This window comes from Streptomyces sp. NPDC001970 (assembly GCF_053594115.1).
The window spans coordinates 251,899-271,869 of sequence record NZ_JBSFDW010000001.1 but is presented as its reverse complement, the minus strand read 5'-3'; the positions used below and the strand labels follow the sequence as shown (position 1 = coordinate 271,869).

Genomic DNA, 19,971 nt, shown 5'->3' with positions numbered 1-19,971 from the left:
GTACGCTGCCCATACGGACCAGAATCCCGTCCATGGGAGGAATCCTCATGACCGCTGAGACCGCGCACCACTGGCCGGTGCCGCCGCAGGACGGTTACACCGTGGACGACCTGCTGACGTTGCCCGACCTCCCGCCGCACACCGAGCTGATCGACGGGGGCCTGGTTTTCGTCAGCCCGCAACGCTATTTCCACAGCATCGCGATCGACCTGTTGGTGAACGGGCTCCGCAGCACTGTGCCACCCGAGCTGAAGGTCGTTCGCGAGATGACCGTGGTGATCGACAGACGCAACGGCCCGGAGCCGGATGTGCTCGTCGTACGGGCCACGGCGGCGAGAAGTCCGCAGCAGACCTACTTCCAGGTCAGGGACGTCCTGCTCGCGATCGAGGTGGTCTCGCCGGACTCGGAGTCCCGCGACACCGACACCAAGCCGCACAAGTACGCCGGCGCGGGGATCCCGTACTTCTGGCGGGTCGAGATGGCCGAGCCCAAGGCACGCCCGGTCGTCCATGCCTTTGAGCTCGACAAGGAGACCCGCGTCTACGAGTCATCCGGTACGTTCCACGACCGGCTCAAGCTCTCCGTCCCCTTCGACATCGACTTCGACCTCGCGGAGATCGACAACCTCTGATCCGCAAGGCACGTGAAATCTCTGGTCAGTTGGGGTGGTCGGCGCTACCTTCCGCCCCATGACCGAGACTCCGGCCGGGGCATTCGCACCCGCACCTGCCCCCGTCCCCGTCGAGCGGCTCCACTTCGCCATGCCGCCCGTCCACGAGTCCCCTGCCGACGAGCGGGCGTACCGCAAGCAGCGGATCGCCGGGGCGCTGCGCCTCTTCGCGCGCTTCGGGTACGAGGAGGGCGTCGCCGGGCACATCACCGCCCGGGACCCGGAGTTCCCGGACTGCTACTGGGTCAACCCCTTCGGTGAGCCGTTCGCGTCCATGACCGCGAGCGCGCTGGTCCTGGTCAACGGTGACGGACAGGTCGTCGAGGGCACCCGGCACGTCAACCAGGCCGCGTTCGCCGTACACGCCGAGGTCCACCGGGCCAGGCCCGAGACCGTGGCCGTCGCGCACACCCACTCCCTCCACGGCCGCGCCCTGTCCGCGCTCGGCGAGCTGCTCGAACCGATCACCCAGGAGGCCTGCGCCTTCTACGAGAACCACGCGCTGTACGACGCGTACACGGGCGTGGCCGTGGACGCGGACGAGGGCCGACGCATCGCCGCCGCGCTCGGCGGGCACAAGGGCATCATCCTGCGCAACCACGGGCTGCTCGCGGTCGGCGACTCGGTGGACGCGGCGGCCTGGTGGTTCATCGCCATGGAGCGCTGCGCCCAGGTACAGCTGGCGGCGCGGGCGGCCGGAAAGCCGGTGCTGATCGAGCACAGGTACGCCGTCGCCACCCGCGGGCAGCTCGGCAGTGATCTTGCCGCGTGGATCAACTACCAGCCGCTGTGGCGGCAGATCGCCACCGCTGAGCCCGAACTCATGTCGTAGTACGTCAATTTGATCGTGAGTCAATCACCCTCGCACCGCCTTGCCGGTGCGTGCGTGAGCGCGCTCGTACGGCACAATTCCTTGGCACTGCAGGGTTGTTGGTCGAATCGAAGGGTGCGTCGCCGTGGCGGTGCAAGAAGCGGGACAGAGCGTGCACGGCGGTGGCTGCACCTGCGGCGACTGTCCGCACGGCGCGCGCGAGCGACATCGGCGGGCCCTTGCCGAGTTCGGAGCGCGCCGGGACGAACTCGCCACCGGGCGGGGGCTGCCCGTCCAAGTGGCGTACTCCGAAGGCGCGTCCCGGCAATGGATCTCCGACGAGCTGACCGAGTCGGCGCGTGCCGTCGCCGAGCGCAGCCGCGCGGTCGGCGAGGCCTGGCTCAACGTCGTCTGGCGGCGCACCCTCGTCGTGCTGTGGGGCTGGGTCGCCCTGCTGTTCCTCGTCCACGCGGTGACCGCGCTCGGCCCCGGCTGGACCGTGTCGCGGACCGCGGGCCTGGCCGCCGCGGCCTGTCTCGCCGCCCTGCTCACCGGCGCGGCCGCGCTGTACCGGGCGCGCGGCGGACTGCTCGCCCCGCTCGTCGGCGAGGACAACCGGCTGTCGACGTCACGGGTGGTCGCCGCCGCGTGGGTGCTGTGCGCCGCCTACTCCGTGCTGTTCCTGGCGTTCCGGCTGGCCGCCGCGGCCCCCGCAGGGCTCGGACTCCGGCGCGCCACCGCCCTGCTGACCCTCGTCGCGGTGAGCTGCCTGGTCGCGGTCGTCGTACGCCGCGTCGTCACCGTACGCATCCTCACCCAGCGCCTCCAGAAGGTGGAGGCGGACCGGCCGCACCCCTCCGATCTGCTGTGCGACGACGACGGGCGCGGCAGCTTCCCGGACGCGCAGTACGTCCTCATCAGCGCCGCCGCCCTTGTCCACGCCGTGGTCCTGCTCACCCGCCGCCCGGAAGAGCTGCCCCGCCTCCCCTGGGGGCTGGCCGCCCTCGTGCTCGTCTCCGCCGCCGTCTATCTCGCGGGGAAGTACGCCGAGGGCGGCCGGCCCATGGTGCTCTCCATCGTCCGTGCCCGCGAACCCGGCGGCCTGGACGGCCCCATCCGCACGGGAGACGACATCGAGATCCGCGGCGCCGGTTTCGTCCCCCCGGGCGCCGGCTCTCCCGACCGGCTGGCCCGCATAACGGTCCGGATCGGTGCCGTCCACGTCCATGTCCCGCTGGTGCCCGTGTCCGGCGGCTTCACCAACCCCACGGACACGAGCGTCACCGTCCCGGTACCCGTCGAGGTGGAGCCGGGGCGTGTCGACGTGCAGGTCGTGACGGCGGCGGGGGCGGAGTCGAACCGGGTGACGATCGACGTCACGGACTGAGCGGGCTCGGCGACGCCGCTCGCGACGCCGCCCGGCGACGCCGAATGAGCCGTACGGCCCTCCTCCCCGTAGTCATATGTACGGGGCGTGGGGAGAATCGTCCCAGCCGGAGGAATCGCGGAGGCGACGATGACGCATGTGGACCGGACGACGGCGACGTACGGGATGATCGACGAACGGCGAGGCGGTAGAGGCGCCTGGAAGGAGACCGCTCAGCGGTATGCGCTGCTGCCGCTGCGGATCTTCCTCGGGGTCACCTTCATCTACGCAGGAATCGACAAGCTCACCGACAGCGCGTTCATGGCGGCCGGCGGCACCGGGTCCGTCGGGGAGCTCATGAAGGCGGTGCGGGACACGTCCGCCATCCCCGGGCTGGTGGATCTGGCGCTGAAGAACCCCGAGGGGTTCGGCTACGCCATCGCCCTGGGTGAGCTGGCCGTCGGGATCGGCACCCTCCTCGGGCTGCTGGCGCGGCTCGCCGCACTGGGCGGGGCGCTCATCTCGCTGAGCCTGTGGCTGACCGTGAGCTGGGCGACCGACCCGTACTACTACGGGAACGACCTGATCTATCTGATGGCCTGGCTGCCGCTGCTGCTGGCGGGGGCGTCGGTGCTCTCGGTCGACGCGGTCTTCGCGGAGCGGCGCCGACGGATCCGGTAGTGCACGAACGCCGCGGCGCCGGCGAGGAACAGGCCGTCGAAGACGATCACGAGGGCCACGAACCACTGCGTCTGCCAGGCGCCCACCGCATCGCCGAGGAAGAGCGCGGCGGCGGCCGCTGCCGCCGCGCCCGCGATCAGCCGCGCCGGGCGGAACTCATGAAGCAGCACGGGTGACCTCCACCTGTCCGAATCCGACCTCGAGGTCGAGTGCCAGGGTGCCCGCCGGTTTCGTGCCCGTGGGCGGGGCGAGCGTACGGGTACGGGCCTGGGCCGGGGAGATGTCCACGTCGTTCGGCGGGTCGTCGGGGAGCCGGACCTCGCCGAGCCCGGCCTCGGCGGTGACCTTCACCGTCGCGTCCTTCGGCACGATCACATGCAGCCGTCCGATGCCGAGCTCGGCCCGCGTGCTCACGGTGCGGTCGGCGGGGATCGCGACCCGGGCGAGGTCGAGCGTCGCGACGCCCGTGCCCAGCTCGTAGCGCGGCGCCACCGCCGCGACCGTGGCCGGCTGCCACTCCGTACGCGCCCACTCCGTGCTGATGTCCTTGGGCAGCGCCGCCGCACCCGTCAGCAGCACGGCCGTGAGCATGGTCATCAGGATCGTGCCGAAGCCCGTACGCCCCAGGAAGCTGCTCACCGCCAGGCCGAGGCCGAACACCGCCAGCGCGCACGCCAGCCCGAACTGCAGGCTCGTGCCGAGCGGATGGCCGCCCCAGGTCAGCCCGGTGCCGAGGCCGCCCGCCACCAGGGCGAGGAGGAGGACGAGACCGCCGATGGAGCGCGGCCCGCGCGGGCGGGGAGCGGCGGTGACGCCCCAGTTCGCGGGACCCCAGTCCATGGGAACCCGGTCCGTGCGGCCGCGCTCCGGGGTGCGGTGCGGCGGCGGTCCGTCCGTCACCACGGCGTCCGGCGGGCCCCACAGATAGCCGGTGGCGACCGGGCCGGTGGTGCCGTCCTTGATGATGGGATCGCGCCACCAGGAGGGGCCCCCGGGGGTCGGCGGCGCCTTGGTCTCCGGCGGCGCCTCCGCCACGGCGTGCGCGGTCGCCGGATCGAGCGGGCCGCCCTCGGGCGTGATCGTCGTGCGCCGCTGTGACCAGACGGCGGCGCCCGTCACCGCGAGCGCCAGCAGCGCGGCGAACGCGAGCGTGCCGCCGTTGCCGAGCATCGACAGGAAGAGGGCGCAGCCGAGCAGGGCCATCAGCACGGCCGCCAGCGCCGCGCCGTCGACGCGGCCCGACAGCGCACGGCGCGCCTCGTTCTCCTCCTCGCCTTCGAGGGGGATGAGCAGCCAGGCGAAGCCGTAGAAGATCAGGCCGAGGCCGCCGGTCACCGAGAGCACCCCTATGGCGATCCGGAAGATCACCGGGTCGATGTCGCAGAACCGGCCGAGGCCCCCGCACACACCGGCGACCAGCTTCTGCCGCGGCGCCCGGCGCAGCGGGGCGGGCGGGGACTCCTGCTCCTGCGGTGGCTGGGGCGGCACGGCGGTCGGCTGAGTCATGACTCCATGGTGACGGGGCGCGCCCGCGGGTGGCAGCCGCCCCGACCCTGGCCCGTCCCTGATATTCCTCCCGGGGTCCCCCTGAGGTTCAGGGTCGGTCTCAGGGACGGCCCTGATGACCGGGCCCGTACGGACGTGTGACGATCGAGCCATGCCCGTCGCCGCCGCCCGCCTTCCCGAGACCGAAGAGCCGCCCGTCCGCAAGCTGTACCGCAGCGCCGACGGGCGCTGGCTCGGCGGTGTCGCGCGCGGCCTCGCCGGACATCTCGGGCTGCCCGTCATCTGGGTCCGGCTGGTCTTCCTGGGCCTCTTCATGGCGGACGGCCTCGGCGTGCTGCTGTACGCGGTGTTCTGGATCGTCGTCCCGCTCGGCGTCGGGGGCAGGTCGGCCGAGCCGAGGCCCGTCTTCGAGACGATGCCGGACGGCCGGCGTCGGCTGCGCAAGCCCGACAAGGGCCAGCTGTTCGCGCTGATCGCCCTGCTGATCGGCGCGGTCGTCTTCGTCGGCAATGTCGACATGGGCAGTGCCAACCGCTACGTATGGCCGTTGCTGCTCATAGGCGCCGGTGTCGTCCTGGTGTGGCGGCAGGCCGACAACGCCCGCCGCGCCCAGTGGACCGGCGACGGCCGGCGGCGCCGTCTGCTGCAGCTCGCGCGCGGACTCGCGGGCGTCGCGCTCGTCGGCATGGGCCTGACCGTCTTCGTGGTGGTCCGCGGCTCGGCGGCCCAGCTCGGCAACGTCCTGACCGCGGCGCTCGCCGTGATCGCCGGCGTCGGTCTGCTCGCGGGCCCCTGGCTGGTGCGCATGACCCAGGACCTCTCCGAGGAGCGCCTGATGCGCATCCGCGCCCAGGAGCGCGCCGAGGTCGCCGCCCACGTCCACGACTCCGTGCTGCACACCCTCACGCTGATACAGCGCAACGCGGACGACGCGGGCGAGGTGCGCAGGCTCGCCCGCGCCCAGGAGCGGGAGTTGCGCAACTGGCTGTACAAGCCGGAGGGCAACGGCAAGGAGGAGGACGAGGAGCCCACCACGCTCGCCGAGGCGGTGAAGAAGGCGGCCGCCGAGGTCGAGGACAAGCACGGCGTCCCGCTGGAGGTCGTGGTCGTCGGCGACTGCCCGCTCGACGAGAAGCTGAGCGCGCAGATGCAGGCCGCGCGCGAGGCGATGGTGAACGCCGCGAAGTACGGTGGCGAGGGCGGTCCGGTCCAGGTGTACGCGGAGGTCGAGGGCCGTACCGTGTTCGTCTCCGTACGGGACCGGGGGCCCGGATTCGACCCCGACGCGGTACCGGAGGACCGGATGGGCGTACGAGAATCGATCATCGGGCGTATGCAGCGCAACGGCGGGACGGCGCGCCTGCGTTCCGTACCCGGCGAGGGCACGGAAGTGGAGCTCGAGATGGAGCGGGAGAGGGAGAGGGCGGACGGATGACCGAGCAGACCGACGCAAACGAACGGACCACGGAGCGTCGCGTACGGGTCGTGCTCGTCGACGACCACCGGATGTTCCGCGCCGGAGTGCAGGCCGAGATCGGCCGCACGGAGACCACGGGCGTCGAGGTGGTCGGCGAGGCGGCCGACGTCGACCAGGCGGTCACGGTGATCACGGCCACCCGCCCCGAGGTCGTGCTCCTCGACGTCCACCTGCCGGGCGGCGGCGGGGTGGATGTGCTGCGCCGCTGCGCGAGCCTGATGGGGGCGGCGGAGCACCCGGTGCGGTTCCTGGCGCTGTCGGTGTCGGACGCCGCGGAGGACGTGATCGGCGTGATCCGCGGCGGTGCGCGCGGCTACGTCACCAAGACGATCACCGGCACCGACCTGGTCGACTCGATCTTCCGGGTACAGGAGGGGGACGCGGTGTTCTCGCCGCGGCTGGCGGGCTTCGTGCTGGACGCGTTCGCGTCGACGGACGCACCGCCGGTCGACGAGGACCTTGACCGGCTCACCCAGCGGGAGCGGGAGGTGCTGCGGCTGATCGCGCGCGGATACGCCTACAAGGAGATCGCCAGGCAGCTCTTCATCTCCGTGAAGACGGTCGAGTCGCATGTCTCGGCGGTGCTGCGGAAACTGCAGTTGTCGAACCGGCACGAGCTGACGAGGTGGGCGACGGCGCGGCGGCTCGTCTGACGGCGCCGACCGGCCGGACGGGGCCGGCTGCCCGGACGGGCCGGACGGGGCCGGCTCGTCCGACGGCCATGTGTGAGGCAACCGGCACACAGGGGTGGCAACCCGGGCGGTTCCCGTCTCCTCTGACCGACCGTGATGAGCTTGACCGGGACCCCCTTCTTCGTGACCGCGATCGTGCCGGCCGTGGTCGCCGTGCTGCTGCCGCTCGCCCTGTGGAGCCGGGCGCGCGGACTCGCCCTCGTGCGGGGCGGCGCCCGGCTGCTGATGGTCGGATTCGCGCAGGTGACCGCGCTGCTGGTGGTCTTCGTCGCCGTGAACAACAGCAACGGTCTGTACGGCGGCTGGGACGATCTGCTCGGCACCGGGGACCATGTGAGGGCCGCGGTCGACCTCGGCGAGGACGGTATGGGCGGGGTGCGGTTCGCCGATCTGCCGGTGTCGAAGCAGACCTTCAGCCCCGCGGACGACCCGCACGTCGGGCCGGATGTCCGGGTCACGGAGTTCGACGGGCAGGTCTCCGGCGTGCGGGGCGAGGTCTACGTCTGGCTGCCGCCGCAGTACGACGACACGGCCTACCGGAACGCGAAGTTCTCTGTGGTCGAGCTGCTGCCCGGCCACCCCGGCTCGTCCCGTGCCTGGTTCACCTCGCTCCGGGTGCACGAGCAGCTGAAGCCTCTGATGGAGAGGGGTGAGGTGGCGCCGTTCATCCTCGTGTCCCCGCGCACGACGCTGCTCGGCGGTATGGACACGGGCTGCGCCAACGCCCCGGGGAGGATCAACGCGGACACCTGGCTCAGCGTCGACGTCCGCAAGATGGTCATGGACAGCCTCCGCGCCTCGCAGCGGCCCGGCGGCTGGGCCGTCGCCGGCTGCTCGGCGGGCGGCCACTGCGCGGCGAAGCTCGCCGTCGCGCACCCGGTCCGCTATCGGGCCGGTGTGAGCCTGTCCGGCTACAACGACCCGGCCGCCGAGAAGGCCTCCATCGCCGCCTACGAGCCCGGACTCCGCCGCGCCAACAACCCTCTCAGCATGCTGGAGTCCGCCCCGGTCCCTCCGCGGACCGCGCTCTGTGTCTCCGGGGCGCGGGGCGACGGCTTCGAGGCGGGCCTCGCGCTGCGTGCCGCGGCCAAGCCCCCGACGAAGGTCGACGTCGTCGAGGTCGGCGACGCCCATGACACCGAAGGGTGGAAGCTCCAGGTCCCGGACGTCTTCCGCCGGCTGACCCGCCAGGTCGGCGTCGAGGGGGGCCCGACGACATCGGCGGCGGCGCGCTGACGGCCGTGTGCCGAGGGCCGTTCAGGGGGCCGGGGGTTCAGAGGGAGGCCGACCTGCCTACGCCACCCGGGTCGCGCCGGCGAACGGCATCTGGTCGATCGGCGCGATGCGGACCGGTGCTCCGGGCCGCGGGGCGTGGATCATCTGCCCGCCTCCGATGTAGAGCCCCACATGGGAGACGCCGGAGTAGAAGAAGACCAGGTCCCCGGGCGCGAGCTGGGAGCGGGGGACGCTGCGGCCCGCGTTGATCTGCGTGTACGTCGTGCGGGGGAGCGAGACGCCCGCCGAGCGCCAGGCGGCCTGCGTGAGCCCCGAGCAGTCGTACGAGGACGGTCCGGTCGCGCCCCAGACATACGGTTTGCCGAGCGCCCCGTACGCGTACGCCACGGCCTGCGCCGCACGGGGGTTGGGGGCGGCGACCCGGGCACCGGGGGCGGTGCGGGCGGCGTCGCGGTCGGCCCGGGACGCCGAGGTGCCGTCCTGGCCCGCGTAGGCGGCGCGCCCGCCGGGGGTGAGCTGCGTCAGGAGCTTCTCGGCCGCGGCGAGCTTCGTGCGTATCGTCGTCCGGTGCCGGGCCAGCTCCGCCTGCCGGGCCGTCAGCGTGGCCAGCCGCTCGCCCGCCTCCGCACGCAGCTGGGCCAGCTCCCGCGCCTGCTTCTGGATCCCGGCGATCGTGGCGGCCTGCCGCGACCCGGCCCGCTCGGCCAGCTCCGCCCCGGCCAGATAGTCGTCGGGGTCGGCGGAGAGCGCGAGCTGTACCGCCGGGTCGAGCCCGCCCGCGCGGTACTGCGCGGTGGCGATCGAACCGAGTGCGTTCCGCGAGGCGTTGAGCCGCTCCGTGCGCCTCGCCGCCTCGTCCCGCAGCTCGTCCAACGACTCACGGGCCCGGTCGGCGGCTTCCTTGGCGCCGTTGTACTTCTCGGTGGCCTCCTCGGCCTCCTGGTACAGCTTGTCGGCCTTGGCCTTCAGCTGCTCGGGCGTGGGGCGGGGCTCCGCGTGTCCGGAACCGTCGAAGGCGGTGGCGGTCGCGGCACCGGCGAGCGCGAGTGTGAGGGCGGTGCGGGCGGCCGGGCCGCCGATCGTGCGCTGCTTGGGTTTGCGGTGCGCTGCCACGAGGGCCAGTCCTTCCGGAGTCCGGCGGTTCGCGCCGTACGGTCCGGCGGCGGGCCGCACAGGGAACGGCCCACCGCCGGATCCATCGGCGTGGTGGCCGGCGTGCCGCCCGGACGTGCGGCGGCGTTGGGGAGTCGGTCACCTGGGGGAGGACGCTAAACCTCCGGGGCGCGGCGAAGTGGTGACATGACTGTTATTGGCAGGAGTCGGCGGGAGTCGGACCGCCGGGGTCGCTTTCGGACCGTACGGCTAGGCTCCCGTGCCATGGACATACTCATCAATGTCTTCGTCGCCCTGCACATCATCGGCATTGCGTCGTTGCTCGGCGGCTTCCTGACCCGGATGAAGGCGATGGGCGAGGGTACGGCGCGCTTCACGCCCGCGATGCTGCACGGCGCCCTGACCATGCTGGTCACGGGCGTGGCGCTGGTGGGGCTGAACCAGGCGGACGACCAGGCGGTCAACAACCTCAAGGTCGGCATCAAGCTGGCGGTGCTGGTGGTGATCCTCGCACTGGTCTACGTCAAGCGGGACGACGAGAAGGTGGGGAAGGGCCTGTTCGGCGCGGTGGGCGGCCTGACGCTGGCGAACATCTTCATCGCCACGTTGTGGACGTGAGTCGGCCGGGGGTCCGGGGGTTGTCCCCCGGGACGGCACGGCATCGCGATGTTGTGGTGTTGTCGACCTGAGCCTGGCGTCCGCGTAAGCCGTTCGCGCAAACACCTCACGCCGCAACGCGCCCTCTTCACAGGGCGCGTTGCGGCGTGAGTGCGAGTGGGTCTACGCGGGGCGGACGCTCCCGTAGATCGGCATGTAGTAGATCGACTCCTCACGGACGTTCGCGCCCGGCTTCGGGGCGTGGATCATCATGCCGTCGCCTATGTAGATGCCGACGTGGCTGATGTCGTCGTAGAAGAAGACCAGGTCACCCGGGAGGAGATCGTTCGTGGCCACGCGCTGGCCGACCTTGACCTGGTCCCACGTGGTGCGGGGCAGGTCGACGCCGGCGGCCTTCCAGGCGGCCTGGGTGAGGCCCGAGCAGTCGTACGAGCTGGGGCCGGTCGCCCCCCACACGTACGGCTTGCCGATCTGGGCGCGGGCGAAGGTGAGGACCTTCTCGGCCTTGGCGGCGTAGGTCCCGGTCCCAGTCCCGGTCCCGGTCCCAGTCCCGGTCCCGGTACCCGTCCCCGTCCCCGTGCTCGTTCCCGTGTCCTGGTTCTGTGCCTCCTGCTGCGCGCGCTCCTGTGCCAGGCGCTCGGCCTCGGCCTCGGCCTCGGCCTTGGCCTCCGCCTCCGCCTTGGCCTTCGCCTCCGCCTGGCGGCGGGCCTCTTCCTCGCGCTCTCGCTCCAGCGCCTCGAGCCGTGCCTTCTCCTCGGCCGTCAGCTGTGACAGCAGCGTCCGCGCCTCGGCGAGCTTCTTCTGGACCTGCTCCTTGCTGGTGCGCAGCGACTGCTGGGAAGCGGTCAGCGTCTCCAGGCTCGTGGTCGCCTTCGCACGCTGCTTCGCCGCCTCCGCCTGCTGGGCCTCGAAGTCGGCGACGGCGCCGCGCTGCTCGTCGGAGAGCCGGTCCATCAGATGGGTCTGGTCGAAGTACGCCTGCGGGCTGTCGGCGAAGAGCAGCGCGGCGGTCGGCGTGACCGCACCGGTCCGGTACTGCGCGGCCGCGTACGAACCGAGCGTGCGTCGGGCCTCGTTCAGCGATTCCGTGCGCTTGGCGACGTCGTCGAGGATCGTGTCCACCTCGCGGCGCTGCTGCGCGGTCTCCTCCTTGGCCCGGTTGTACTCCTGGGTCGCGGTGCCCGCCTGCCGGTAGAGGTCGTCGACCTTCTTCTGGACCTCTTCGATGCTGGGTCTCGGGTCGGCCTGAGCACTCTGGGCGGAGAGGAGGGTGACGCCCGCGAGGGCGGCCGTCGTGAACCCGACGGCGGGGGATTTCGTACGGGGACCTGTACGGGTGCGCGTCTTGCGATGCGACGCCAAGGCCGACATCTCCTTCCGTGGACCGCCTACCGGGTTAGCTGTCGGGTTCGGACGAAACGGAAGGCTGTCCTACGGGCCGAGTTGAGCTGGCCCGATTCACCCCGGTTGTGCATGATGGGTCCCCGGTTCCGAACTTCCTTGAAGAAAGCCCGGATTCGGCGTGGGCTGCCCGATTGGCGTTGGTCACCAAGGGGGTTCGAGCCGCCTGAGCGAGCACGCTAGCCAAACTGTGGTGCCCTTGTGAAGGACGATGCGCGATATGTCCGATACATTTCCGTGACCTTCGCGTGTCGTGGTCGATACGCTACGGAGCGTGCCGGGCCGGATTCGGGACGGTTGTCGCCAAGGCGGCCGCGGGCTGTCAGTGGGGCGGCCTAGACTCGTAGAGCGATGAGCAGCCTCTTTGACGACAGCTTCCTGGCCGACCTCCGGCGCACCTCGGGCCCGGCGGGTCCCCCGCCGCCCGGGCACGACGAGCCCTATGAGCCCGACGAGCACGGCCCCCACGAGGAGGTCCCGGACGACCTCTTCGAGGGGAAGTTCGACGTGCCTCCGGCCAGGGACGCCTACTACCGGGACGGAGCGCCCCGCACCGCCGTGGACCCGGCCGCGCTGCTCGACGGCCTGAACGAGCAGCAGCGTGCCGCCGTCGTGCACACCGGCTCCCCGCTGCTCATCGTGGCCGGCGCCGGCTCGGGCAAGACCAGGGTGCTGACCCACCGGATCGCCCATCTGCTGGCGACCCGCCATGTCCACCCCGGCCAGATACTGGCGATCACGTTCACGAACAAGGCCGCGGGCGAGATGAAGGAGCGCGTCGAGCACCTCGTCGGCCCGCGTGCCAACGCGATGTGGGTCTCCACCTTCCACAGCGCCTGCGTGCGCATCCTGCGCCGGGAGAGCAAGAAGCTCGGCTTCACCTCGTCGTTCTCGATCTACGACGCGGCCGACTCCAAGCGGCTCATGGCCCTGGTCTGCCGCGATCTCGACCTCGACCCGAAGCGCTACCCGCCGAAGTCCTTCAGCGCCAAGATCTCGAACCTGAAGAACGAGCTGATCGACGAGGAGACCTTCGCCGACCAGGCCGATGGGGGTACCTCCCAGGCCGGAGGCTCTGGGGGAGGCTTCGAGAAGACGCTCGCCGAGGCCTACCGGATGTACCAGGCGCGGCTGCGCGAGGCCAACGCTCTGGACTTCGACGACATCATCATGACCACGGTCCATCTGCTCCAGGCGTTCCCGGACGTCGCAGAGCACTACCGGCGCCGGTTCCGCCATGTCCTCGTCGACGAGTACCAGGACACCAACCACGCTCAGTACACACTGGTGCGCGAGCTGGTCGGCTCCGGGTACGAGGACCTGGACCCGGCCGAGCTGTGCGTCGTGGGCGACGCCGACCAGTCGATCTACGCCTTCCGTGGTGCCACGATCCGTAACATCCTCCAGTTCGAGGAGGACTACCCGGACGCGACGACGATCCTGCTGGAGCAGAACTACCGCTCGACGCAGACGATCCTCTCCGCCGCCAATGCCGTCATCGAGCGGAACGAGAGCCGTCGCCCCAAGAACCTGTGGACGAACGCGGGGGCCGGAGCACAGATCACCGGCTACGTGGCGGACACCGAGCACGACGAGGCCCAGTTCGTCGCCGACGAGATCGACCGGCTGACGGACGCGCGCGAGGCGAAGGTCGGCGATGTCGCGGTCTTCTACCGGACGAACGCCCAGTCCCGTGTCTTCGAGGAGATCTTCATCCGCGTCGGCCTGCCCTACAAGGTCGTCGGCGGCGTGCGCTTCTACGAGCGCAAGGAGGTCCGGGACGTCCTGGCCTATCTGCGCGTCCTGGCCAACCCCGAGGACAACGTCCCGCTGCGCCGCATCCTCAACGTCCCGAAGCGCGGCATCGGCGAGCGCGCGGAGGCGATGATCGACGCGCTGGCACTGCGCGAGAAGATCACTTTCCCGCAGGCGCTGCGGCGTGTGGACGAGGCGTACGGCATGGCCGCTCGGTCGGCCAATGCCGTGAAGCGGTTCAACGCGCTGATGGAGGAGCTCGGCACGATCGTCGAGTCGGGCGCGGGGCCGGCCACGGTGCTGGAGGCCGTGCTCGAACGGACGGGGTACCTCGCCGAGTTGCAGGCCTCGACCGACCCGCAGGACGAGACGCGCATCGAGAACCTCCAGGAGCTGGCCGCGGTCGCGCTCGAGTTCGAGCAGGAGCGCGGTGCCGAGGAGGGCTCGGGCACCCTCGCCGAGTTCCTGGAGCAGGTCGCGCTCGTCGCCGACTCGGACCAGATCCCGGACGAGGACGAGGAAGGCGCCGGGGTCATCACGCTGATGACGCTGCACACGGCGAAGGGCCTGGAGTTCCCGGTCGTGTTCCTCACGGGCATGGAGGACGGCGTGTTCCCGCACATGCGGGCGCTGGGCCAGACCAAGGAGCTGGAGGAGGAGCGGCGGCTTGCGTACGTGGGCATCACGCGCGCCCGTGAGCGGCTCTACCTGACGCGGTCGTCGATGCGGAGCGCGTGGGGCCAGCCCGCGTACAACCCGCCGTCGCGCTTCCTGGAGGAGATCCCGGACGCGCACCTGCAGTGGAAGCGGACGGGACCGATGGCCGCCCCGGCCGGGCCGACGTCCGGGATCACGTCCTCGCTGTCGTCCTCGCGGTCGCGTTCCGGTCCTTCGGGCTTCGCCACGCGCCGCGCTGCGGACAAGCCGGTGATCGCCCTGGCCGTCGGAGACCGGGTCACGCACGACCAGTTCGGCCTCGGCACGGTGATGGTGGTGACCGGGTCGGGCTCGGACGCGCAGGCGACGATCGACTTCGGGGACGCGAAGCCGAAGCGGCTGCTGCTGCGCTACGCGCCGGTGGAGAAGCTCTAGGAGTGGCAGCCGGGTCCGTTCACCGGGCCGATTCGCCTGACCGTGACGCGGCTGTTCCTGAGCCGTCCGACCGTGACTTGTCTGTTCCTGAGCCGTCCGATCCTGGCTCGTCGGCCCGGCCGGTCCTACGACGGGTTGAGGCCGTGGCTGCGCAGCCACGACAGCGGGTCGATCGCCGATCCGCCGCCCGGCCGGACCTCGAAGTGCAGGTGCGGGCCGGTGGAGTTGCCGGAGTTCCCCGAGTACGCGATGACGTCGCCTGCCTTGACCGAGCCCGAGCGGATCTTGGTGCTGCTCAGGTGGCAGTACCAGGTCTCCGTACCGTCGGCGGCGGTGACGATGGCCATGTTGCCGTACGCGCTGTTCCACTGGGTGCGTACCGTGCCGTCGGTCGCGGCCATCACGGGGGTTCCGTACGAGACCGGGAAGTCGATGCCCGTGTGCATGGACATCCAGTTGACGCCGGCCTGGCCGTAGTAGGCGCTGAGCCCGTTCTGGCTGACCGGCAGGGCGAACTTGGGGCGCAGTGCCTCGCGGCGAGCTGCCTCGTCCTCGCGCTTCTTGCGCTCCGCCTCCTGGCGCGCCTTGAGGTCGATGCGCTCCTGGGTGCGGCTGGCGCGGTCGCCGAAGTCGCGGGCGTCGGCGCTCAGCGCGGCGAGCTGTGTGTCGAGCTTGTTGTTGACGGCGACGGGCTTGACCGACGCCGGATCGGCGGCCGTGACCGCGGTCGTGTCGTCCTTCTTCTCGTCGCCCCCGGTGAGCCCGCTGACGGATGCGGCTGCGACACCGGCGACGCCCATGACACAGGCGGACGGTACGGCCACGGTGAGCATCGCCGAACGCTTTGCGGGGGTGCGGCGACGGCCGCGGCTGCCGCCGGAGCGGCGTACGGGGCGGGCGGCGTCGAGGTTCACGGCCGGGGCGGTGACGGTGGCCGCGGCGGCGACGAGTTCGGCTTCGTCGCTCTCTTCCTCGTAGTTGCCGTATTCGTCACTTACGTCGTTTACGTCGCTTGTGTCGGATTCGGGCTCGAGCGCGGTCTCGGACCGGGCATCGGGGCCGAGTTCGGCGACGTGCTCCTGTGCGTACTCCTGGGCGGATGCCGAGTCGGTCCCGAACTCACCCTCGGGGGAGTACTGCTCCGGCACGACGGCCCGGGCGTGAGCGGTCTCGTCGTAATAGCCACCGCTGTACTGGGCGTACTCCGTGTGTCCGGTGTATTCCGGGGCGTATTCCCCGTAGGCCGCGTACTCCGCCTCCGGCTGGTAGGCCTCCGTGGCCTGCGACGTGTCGGTGCCGGCCGAGTTCCAGGCGGTGGCGTCGTAGGCCCCGGTGCCGTACGAGGTCGCGCCGTACCCGGCCGCGGGCCACTGGTCGGTCGTGCCGTACGCGTCGTACGCGAACGTGGCGGCGGCGGTCTCGAACTGCCCGGTCTGGTTCCAGGCGTTGGCGTCCCACTGGCCGCTGGTGTCGTACTGCTGCTGGTGCCCCTGCGCCGCGTAGGCGTCGTACCCCGTCGTCGCCGACTGCCACTGCGTCGCGTCGTACTGCCCGCTCTGTCCTGCGCCGTAGTCGTAACTGCCCGGAAGGGCGCCGAAGAGCGGGTCGGTGTCGAAGCTGCCGGCGGCGTAGGGGTCGTACCCGGCGTCGGGGTGCTGGTCGTTCACCAACTTCTCTCTCGCCTCGGCAGCAGGACCAGGATCCGGGGCCACCCGCAACGGGGTTCCCGGGGAACGCAGTGGGCGCGACTGTACCCGGCGGTATGCGACGCCGACAATCTTCCGCAGGTTTTGCGTGAGCGGGAAACGGGCATTCGGCCGTGTTTCGGCGGAGTGTGGGGAGACCTTTGGCCTTACGTTCGAAGATTGTTCGAGATCCGGTCAGGTGCCGGGGACGTCAGGCGACCGACACGATTCCGGACATTCCGGCATCGGATTCCGATGCCTCGATCGCTTCCCGGATGCTCGCCGCGATGGTGGGGTGCACGGGCAGCGCGAGGTGGCCGATACCGCTCACCCGGACGTTGCGCACGATCAGGTCCGGATGGTCGAGGCAAGCCCCTTCCAGCGGCACCATCAGTTGGTCGAGATCGCTCCAGAAGCTGACGAACCGCGTCCGGCACCCCGGGGCCGGCAGTCGCAGCTCTTCCAGTACGGCGGAGCCGGGTCGCATCTGCCGCACGATGGGGTGAGCGCTCGCGAGTGGGGCGACGCTGGTGCCCGAGTGCGGCGTTCCGAGCGTGACGAGCGTACGGACGCGCCGGTCACCGCCGAGCCGCTGGACGTAATAGCGGCCGATGAGGCCGCCGAGGCTGTGTCCGACGATGTCGACCTCGCGATGGCCGGTGCGGGCGCAGATCTCCTCGATGTGGCGGCCGAGCAGCTCGGCCGCCGTCCGTATGTCGCAGGTCAACGGTGAGTAGTTGAGCGACTCGACGTGACGCCATCCGTTGCGGGCGAGGGAGCGGCGGAGGAGAACGAAGACCGAGCGGTTGTCGATGAAGCCGTGCAGGAGGACCACAGGGGGACGCTGCGTGGTGGGCAGCGTCGGGGTCTCGGTCTCGGGAGACCTGGCGGGCCGTGGGGTCCGGGAGGGCGCGACGGAGGCGGGATCCGGGCGGCCCGGGCGCTCCGGGGTCATCCCCGAGGGGTAGAGGAGCAGATGCCCGGCGAGAATCGCCAGCTCCAGGGCGGTGGCCCGCAGCAGCGCGATCGACAGCTGTATCCGCAAGAGCGGCAGGAAACCCATGGCCGACCTCCGAACGGCACACGGGTCGACGGCTCCGTCCCCCGTATGCCCTCATGGGGCTGCCGACGGGCCGTACCGCCGTGCCGCGCGGCTGGCGGCACGGTGGTACGGCGGCCGTGTAGCGGCTCCCCTTGCGCTCGTCCCGTCCATGCTGCGGTGGTGTCGCGTACGACTCGATGCGGCCCGATGCGGGTACGACGCGTAGCGAACATGTCCCACGTGTGATTTCCCCCTCGCTGTCCACCGTGAAACGGCCGGTTGCGGGATGCTGTAGATAACGTTCGTTCACTCCCCGGCCCTATCCGGTGCGGGGGTCCGTGCCAGTGACGGCGCAGTCGGTATGTGGAGGCAGTGATGGGTGTGACCGGTCCGATCCGCGTGGTGGTGGCCAAGCCGGGTCTCGACGGCCACGATCGCGGTGCGAAGGTGATCGCGCGGGCGCTGCGCGACGCCGGTATGGAGGTCATCTACACCGGGCTCCACCAGACCCCCGAGCAGATCGTGGACACCGCCATCCAGGAGGACGCCGACGCGATCGGCCTCTCCATCCTGTCCGGCGCGCACAACACTCTGTTCGTCAAGGTCATCGAGCTCCTGAAGGAACGCGACGCGGAGGACATCAAGGTCTTCGGCGGCGGCATCATCCCTGAAGCGGACATCCCGCCGCTCAAGGAGAAGGGCGTCGCGGAGATCTTCACGCCCGGCGCCACGACGGCGTCGATCGTCGCCTGGGTCAACGCGAACGTCCGCCAGCCGGCGGAGGCGTAACTTCTGCGGGCTGCGTTGTGGTGACCCGCGCGGGGCTGTGCCCTCTGCTGGGTCGTGCCCTCTACGGGGGCCGGCCCCTGACGGTCCGACCCGGGCTGTTTTCCGGGTGTGGATCGAGGGTGATTCGTGCCCTCCGGAGCTGTGGCCCGCAGAGCTCTGCCTCAGAGCTGTGCCCCCGGAGCTCGCCGCGGCATTTCCCCGGCAGAGTTCGGGGGAGGAACGACGGCCCGCAATCCAGAGGCACCGGCCTCCGGAGCCGCGCCGGACGGCAACCGAGCCGGCGCGGGTCAACCCTGAGGGGCCCTCGGTACCCGACCCGGCACGGGTCGACCGACGGGCCCAGCGGCACGGCCCGGGGTCAGCCCGTGAAGGCCCGCGCGGCGTGCTGCACGTCCGCCCTCGGTTGCGCCTGCATCGTCAGTTCCGCGTGCATCGCCGCGCGCAGGCGCAGCGTGGAGACGAGGCGCTGGAACGCCTCGGACCAGTAGCTCCCCGCCCCCGGCGACGCCCCCTCCGTCTCGTCCGGCGTCGCCGTCAGCAGCTCCAGACGTGACGCCTCCGCGGGATCGAGGCAGCGCTCGGCGAGGCCCATCACACCGCTGAAGCTCCAGGGGTAGCTGCCCCCGTCCCGGGCGATGTCGAGCGCGTCGACCACCGCACGGCCGAGCGGCTCTGCCCAGGGCACCGCGCAGACGCCGAGCAGCTGGAACGCCTCCGACAGGCCGTGCGCGGATATGAACGCCGCGACCCATTCCGCCCGTTCCTCCTCCGGCAACGTCGCCAGCAGCTTCGCCCGCTCCGCCAGTGACGACGTCCCCGGCCCGGTCGACGGCGGCGCGGCGGGCGCGCCGAGAAGGGCGCGGGACCACTCCGGGTCCCGCTGCCGCACCGCCGCCCGGCACCACGCCGCGTGCAACTCGTCGCCCCAGCCGTCGGCGACGGGCAGGGCGACGATCTCCTCGGCCGTGCGCCCGCCGAGCCGCTCGGACCATGCGGACAGCGGCGTGGCCTCCACCAGCTGCCCGAGCCACCACGAGCGTTCGCCCCGCCCGGACGGCGGCGTGGGCACGACACCGTCACGCTGCATCTCCGCGTCACACTCGTGCGGCGCCTCCACGGCGATCCCTTCCACGCCCTCCGTCCGGTCCAGGCCGACACAGGTGGCCGCCCGTGCGGCCATCCGCGCGGCGAGCGCGGAGTGCGGCAGTGCGGACAGCAGCTCCGCCGCGGTCGCCCGGACATTGCGGCTGCGGTCGGACAGCGCCTGCTCCAGGAAGGGCTCGTCCGCGTCGGACAGTCCTGTCCGCAGCGAGTCCAGGAACATCAGCCGGTCCTCCGCCCGCTCGGTCGGCCAGGTCGCGGTCAGCAGCGCCCGGGCCGCCGCCGGGTCGTGCGCGCGGACGGAGGCGAGCAGGGCGACCCGCTCGGCGAAGAGCCCTTCCTCCCACAGCCGCCGTACGGCGCTCGCGTCCTCGGGGGCCGGCAGCGCCGACCCTCCGGAGCCACCGCGCAGCGCGAACTTCCAGTCCGCGTTGAGCCGGGCGAGCCACAACCCGCGCGGCCCGGCGAAGCGCAGGGCCAGGGGCCGCAGATCGGTGCGGGCGCGGGCGGCGTCGAGCAGGGCGGGCAGCGTGGACGCCGGGGCGCGGTATCCGTGCTCGTTGGCGGCGGCGAGCCACTGCGGCAGCAGCTCCGTGAGGTCGGGTGCCGCGCCGCGCCGGCCGCCGGAGCCCGCGGGCGCGGCGCGGTCGGCCAGCAACTGGGCGAGCCGCCACCGGGCGGGCTCGGGCAGCGCCGGCCGGGAGTCGTGCGGCGCCGGTTCCGGAAGCGGCCGCGCCGCTGCGGGCCGCAGCCCGGCCCGCCGTCGCACCGTGTGCAGCGCGGCCGCGTCGAGCAGCGCGAGCGGCGCCTCCTTGCCGGGCGGCACGAGACCGCCGGGCGGGGTCCTGCGGTCGGTGCCGAGAAGAGCCGAGGTGACGAGCTCTTCCCAGGCGGTCGTACGGGTGGTGCTGGTCATCGGGTCGTCCTCCGTCGTA

At 71.6% G+C, this 19,971-nt stretch carries 17 protein-coding genes and 1 riboswitch; of the genes, 10 read left to right on the top strand and 7 right to left on the bottom strand.

The features are described 5' to 3' along the window. The first annotated feature begins 47 nt into the window (after positions 1 to 47). The 4 genes from ACWCP0_RS01280 (at position 48) to ACWCP0_RS01265 (ending at position 3,529) form a co-directional block, all read left to right on the top strand. A complete protein-coding gene (locus ACWCP0_RS01280; RefSeq protein WP_451076807.1) occupies positions 48 to 632 on the top strand; it encodes a Uma2 family endonuclease in 585 nt (194 codons plus the stop codon). 58 nt (positions 633 to 690) lie between these two features. Then, positions 691 to 1,503 (top strand): class II aldolase/adducin family protein, encoded by an 813-nt coding sequence (locus ACWCP0_RS01275; protein ID WP_451076806.1) that lies wholly within the window; start codon positions 691 to 693, stop codon positions 1,501 to 1,503. Positions 1,504 to 1,627: 124 nt separating this feature from the next. After that, positions 1,628 to 2,869 carry a hypothetical protein gene (locus ACWCP0_RS01270; RefSeq protein WP_451076805.1) on the top strand — a complete coding sequence of 414 codons (1,242 nt, stop codon included), beginning with the start codon at positions 1,628 to 1,630 and terminating at the stop codon, positions 2,867 to 2,869. 129 nt (positions 2,870 to 2,998) lie between these two features. Next, the gene (locus ACWCP0_RS01265; protein ID WP_451076804.1) at positions 2,999 to 3,529 is read left to right on the top strand and encodes a DoxX family membrane protein; all 531 of its coding nucleotides are present in this window, start codon (positions 2,999 to 3,001) and stop codon (positions 3,527 to 3,529) included. On the opposite strand, the gene ACWCP0_RS01260 is transcribed toward ACWCP0_RS01265, so the two are convergent. Together ACWCP0_RS01260 and ACWCP0_RS01255 are read right to left on the bottom strand one after the other, a co-directional pair. Then, complete coding sequence (locus ACWCP0_RS01260) at positions 3,436 to 3,699, bottom strand: hypothetical protein (protein WP_451076803.1); 264 nt, start codon at positions 3,697 to 3,699, stop codon at positions 3,436 to 3,438. The two genes, ACWCP0_RS01265 and ACWCP0_RS01260, sit on opposite strands and share 94 nt — an antisense overlap. Beyond that, complete coding sequence (locus ACWCP0_RS01255) at positions 3,686 to 5,035, bottom strand: PspC domain-containing protein (RefSeq protein ID WP_451076802.1); 1,350 nt, start codon at positions 5,033 to 5,035, stop codon at positions 3,686 to 3,688. Before ACWCP0_RS01255 ends, ACWCP0_RS01260 begins: the two co-directional genes overlap by 14 nt. A gap of 151 nt (positions 5,036 to 5,186) precedes the next feature. Between ACWCP0_RS01255 and ACWCP0_RS01250 the strand changes: the two genes are divergently transcribed. From ACWCP0_RS01250 to ACWCP0_RS01240, 3 genes are all read left to right on the top strand, one after another. Beyond that, entirely contained in the window at positions 5,187 to 6,470 is a 1,284-nt protein-coding gene (locus ACWCP0_RS01250; protein WP_451076801.1) for a PspC domain-containing protein, read from the top strand. After that, positions 6,467 to 7,165 carry a LuxR C-terminal-related transcriptional regulator gene (locus ACWCP0_RS01245; protein WP_451076800.1) on the top strand — a complete coding sequence of 233 codons (699 nt, stop codon included), beginning with the start codon at positions 6,467 to 6,469 and terminating at the stop codon, positions 7,163 to 7,165. The genes ACWCP0_RS01250 and ACWCP0_RS01245 overlap by 4 nt, the downstream gene beginning before the upstream one ends. Positions 7,166 to 7,300: 135 nt before the next feature. Further along, the gene (locus ACWCP0_RS01240; protein WP_451076799.1) at positions 7,301 to 8,440 is read left to right on the top strand and encodes an alpha/beta hydrolase; all 1,140 of its coding nucleotides are present in this window, start codon (positions 7,301 to 7,303) and stop codon (positions 8,438 to 8,440) included. A 57-nt stretch (positions 8,441 to 8,497) separates the two neighbouring features. On the opposite strand, the gene ACWCP0_RS01235 is transcribed toward ACWCP0_RS01240, so the two are convergent. After that, a complete protein-coding gene (locus tag ACWCP0_RS01235) occupies positions 8,498 to 9,553 on the bottom strand; it encodes an NlpC/P60 family protein (RefSeq protein WP_451076798.1) in 1,056 nt (351 codons plus the stop codon). Positions 9,554 to 9,817: 264 nt separating this feature from the next. On the opposite strand from ACWCP0_RS01235, the gene ACWCP0_RS01230 reads away from it, so the two are divergent. Next, entirely contained in the window at positions 9,818 to 10,171 is a 354-nt protein-coding gene (locus tag ACWCP0_RS01230) for a hypothetical protein (RefSeq protein WP_451076797.1), read from the top strand. A 162-nt stretch (positions 10,172 to 10,333) separates the two neighbouring features. On the opposite strand, the gene ACWCP0_RS01225 is transcribed toward ACWCP0_RS01230, so the two are convergent. After that, complete coding sequence (locus ACWCP0_RS01225; RefSeq protein ID WP_451076796.1) at positions 10,334 to 11,542, bottom strand: NlpC/P60 family protein; 1,209 nt, start codon at positions 11,540 to 11,542, stop codon at positions 10,334 to 10,336. Then, positions 11,541 to 11,704: riboswitch (cyclic di-AMP (ydaO/yuaA leader) on the bottom strand. (Overlaps the previous gene by 2 nt.) Before the next feature lie 219 nt (positions 11,705 to 11,923). Here ACWCP0_RS01225 and pcrA point away from each other — a divergent pair. Continuing rightward, complete coding sequence (pcrA, locus tag ACWCP0_RS01220; protein ID WP_451076795.1) at positions 11,924 to 14,419, top strand: DNA helicase PcrA; 2,496 nt, start codon at positions 11,924 to 11,926, stop codon at positions 14,417 to 14,419. Positions 14,420 to 14,544: 125 nt separating this feature from the next. Here the strand turns inward: pcrA and ACWCP0_RS01215 are convergent, their stop codons facing one another. Further along, complete coding sequence (locus tag ACWCP0_RS01215; protein ID WP_451076794.1) at positions 14,545 to 16,086, bottom strand: M23 family metallopeptidase; 1,542 nt, start codon at positions 16,084 to 16,086, stop codon at positions 14,545 to 14,547. A 229-nt stretch (positions 16,087 to 16,315) separates the two neighbouring features. Then, the gene (locus ACWCP0_RS01210; RefSeq protein WP_451076793.1) at positions 16,316 to 17,167 is read right to left on the bottom strand and encodes an esterase/lipase family protein; all 852 of its coding nucleotides are present in this window, start codon (positions 17,165 to 17,167) and stop codon (positions 16,316 to 16,318) included. Positions 17,168 to 17,521: 354 nt separating this feature from the next. Here ACWCP0_RS01210 and ACWCP0_RS01205 point away from each other — a divergent pair, with 354 nt between their 5' ends. Beyond that, positions 17,522 to 17,935, top strand: a complete 414-nt coding sequence (locus tag ACWCP0_RS01205; protein ID WP_451076792.1) for a cobalamin B12-binding domain-containing protein — start codon at positions 17,522 to 17,524, stop codon at positions 17,933 to 17,935. A gap of 358 nt (positions 17,936 to 18,293) precedes the next feature. On the opposite strand, the gene ACWCP0_RS01200 is transcribed toward ACWCP0_RS01205, so the two are convergent. Further along, positions 18,294 to 19,952 (bottom strand): DUF5691 domain-containing protein, encoded by a 1,659-nt coding sequence (locus ACWCP0_RS01200; RefSeq protein ID WP_451076791.1) that lies wholly within the window; start codon positions 19,950 to 19,952, stop codon positions 18,294 to 18,296. Between the last annotated feature and the right edge of the window lie 19 nt (positions 19,953 to 19,971).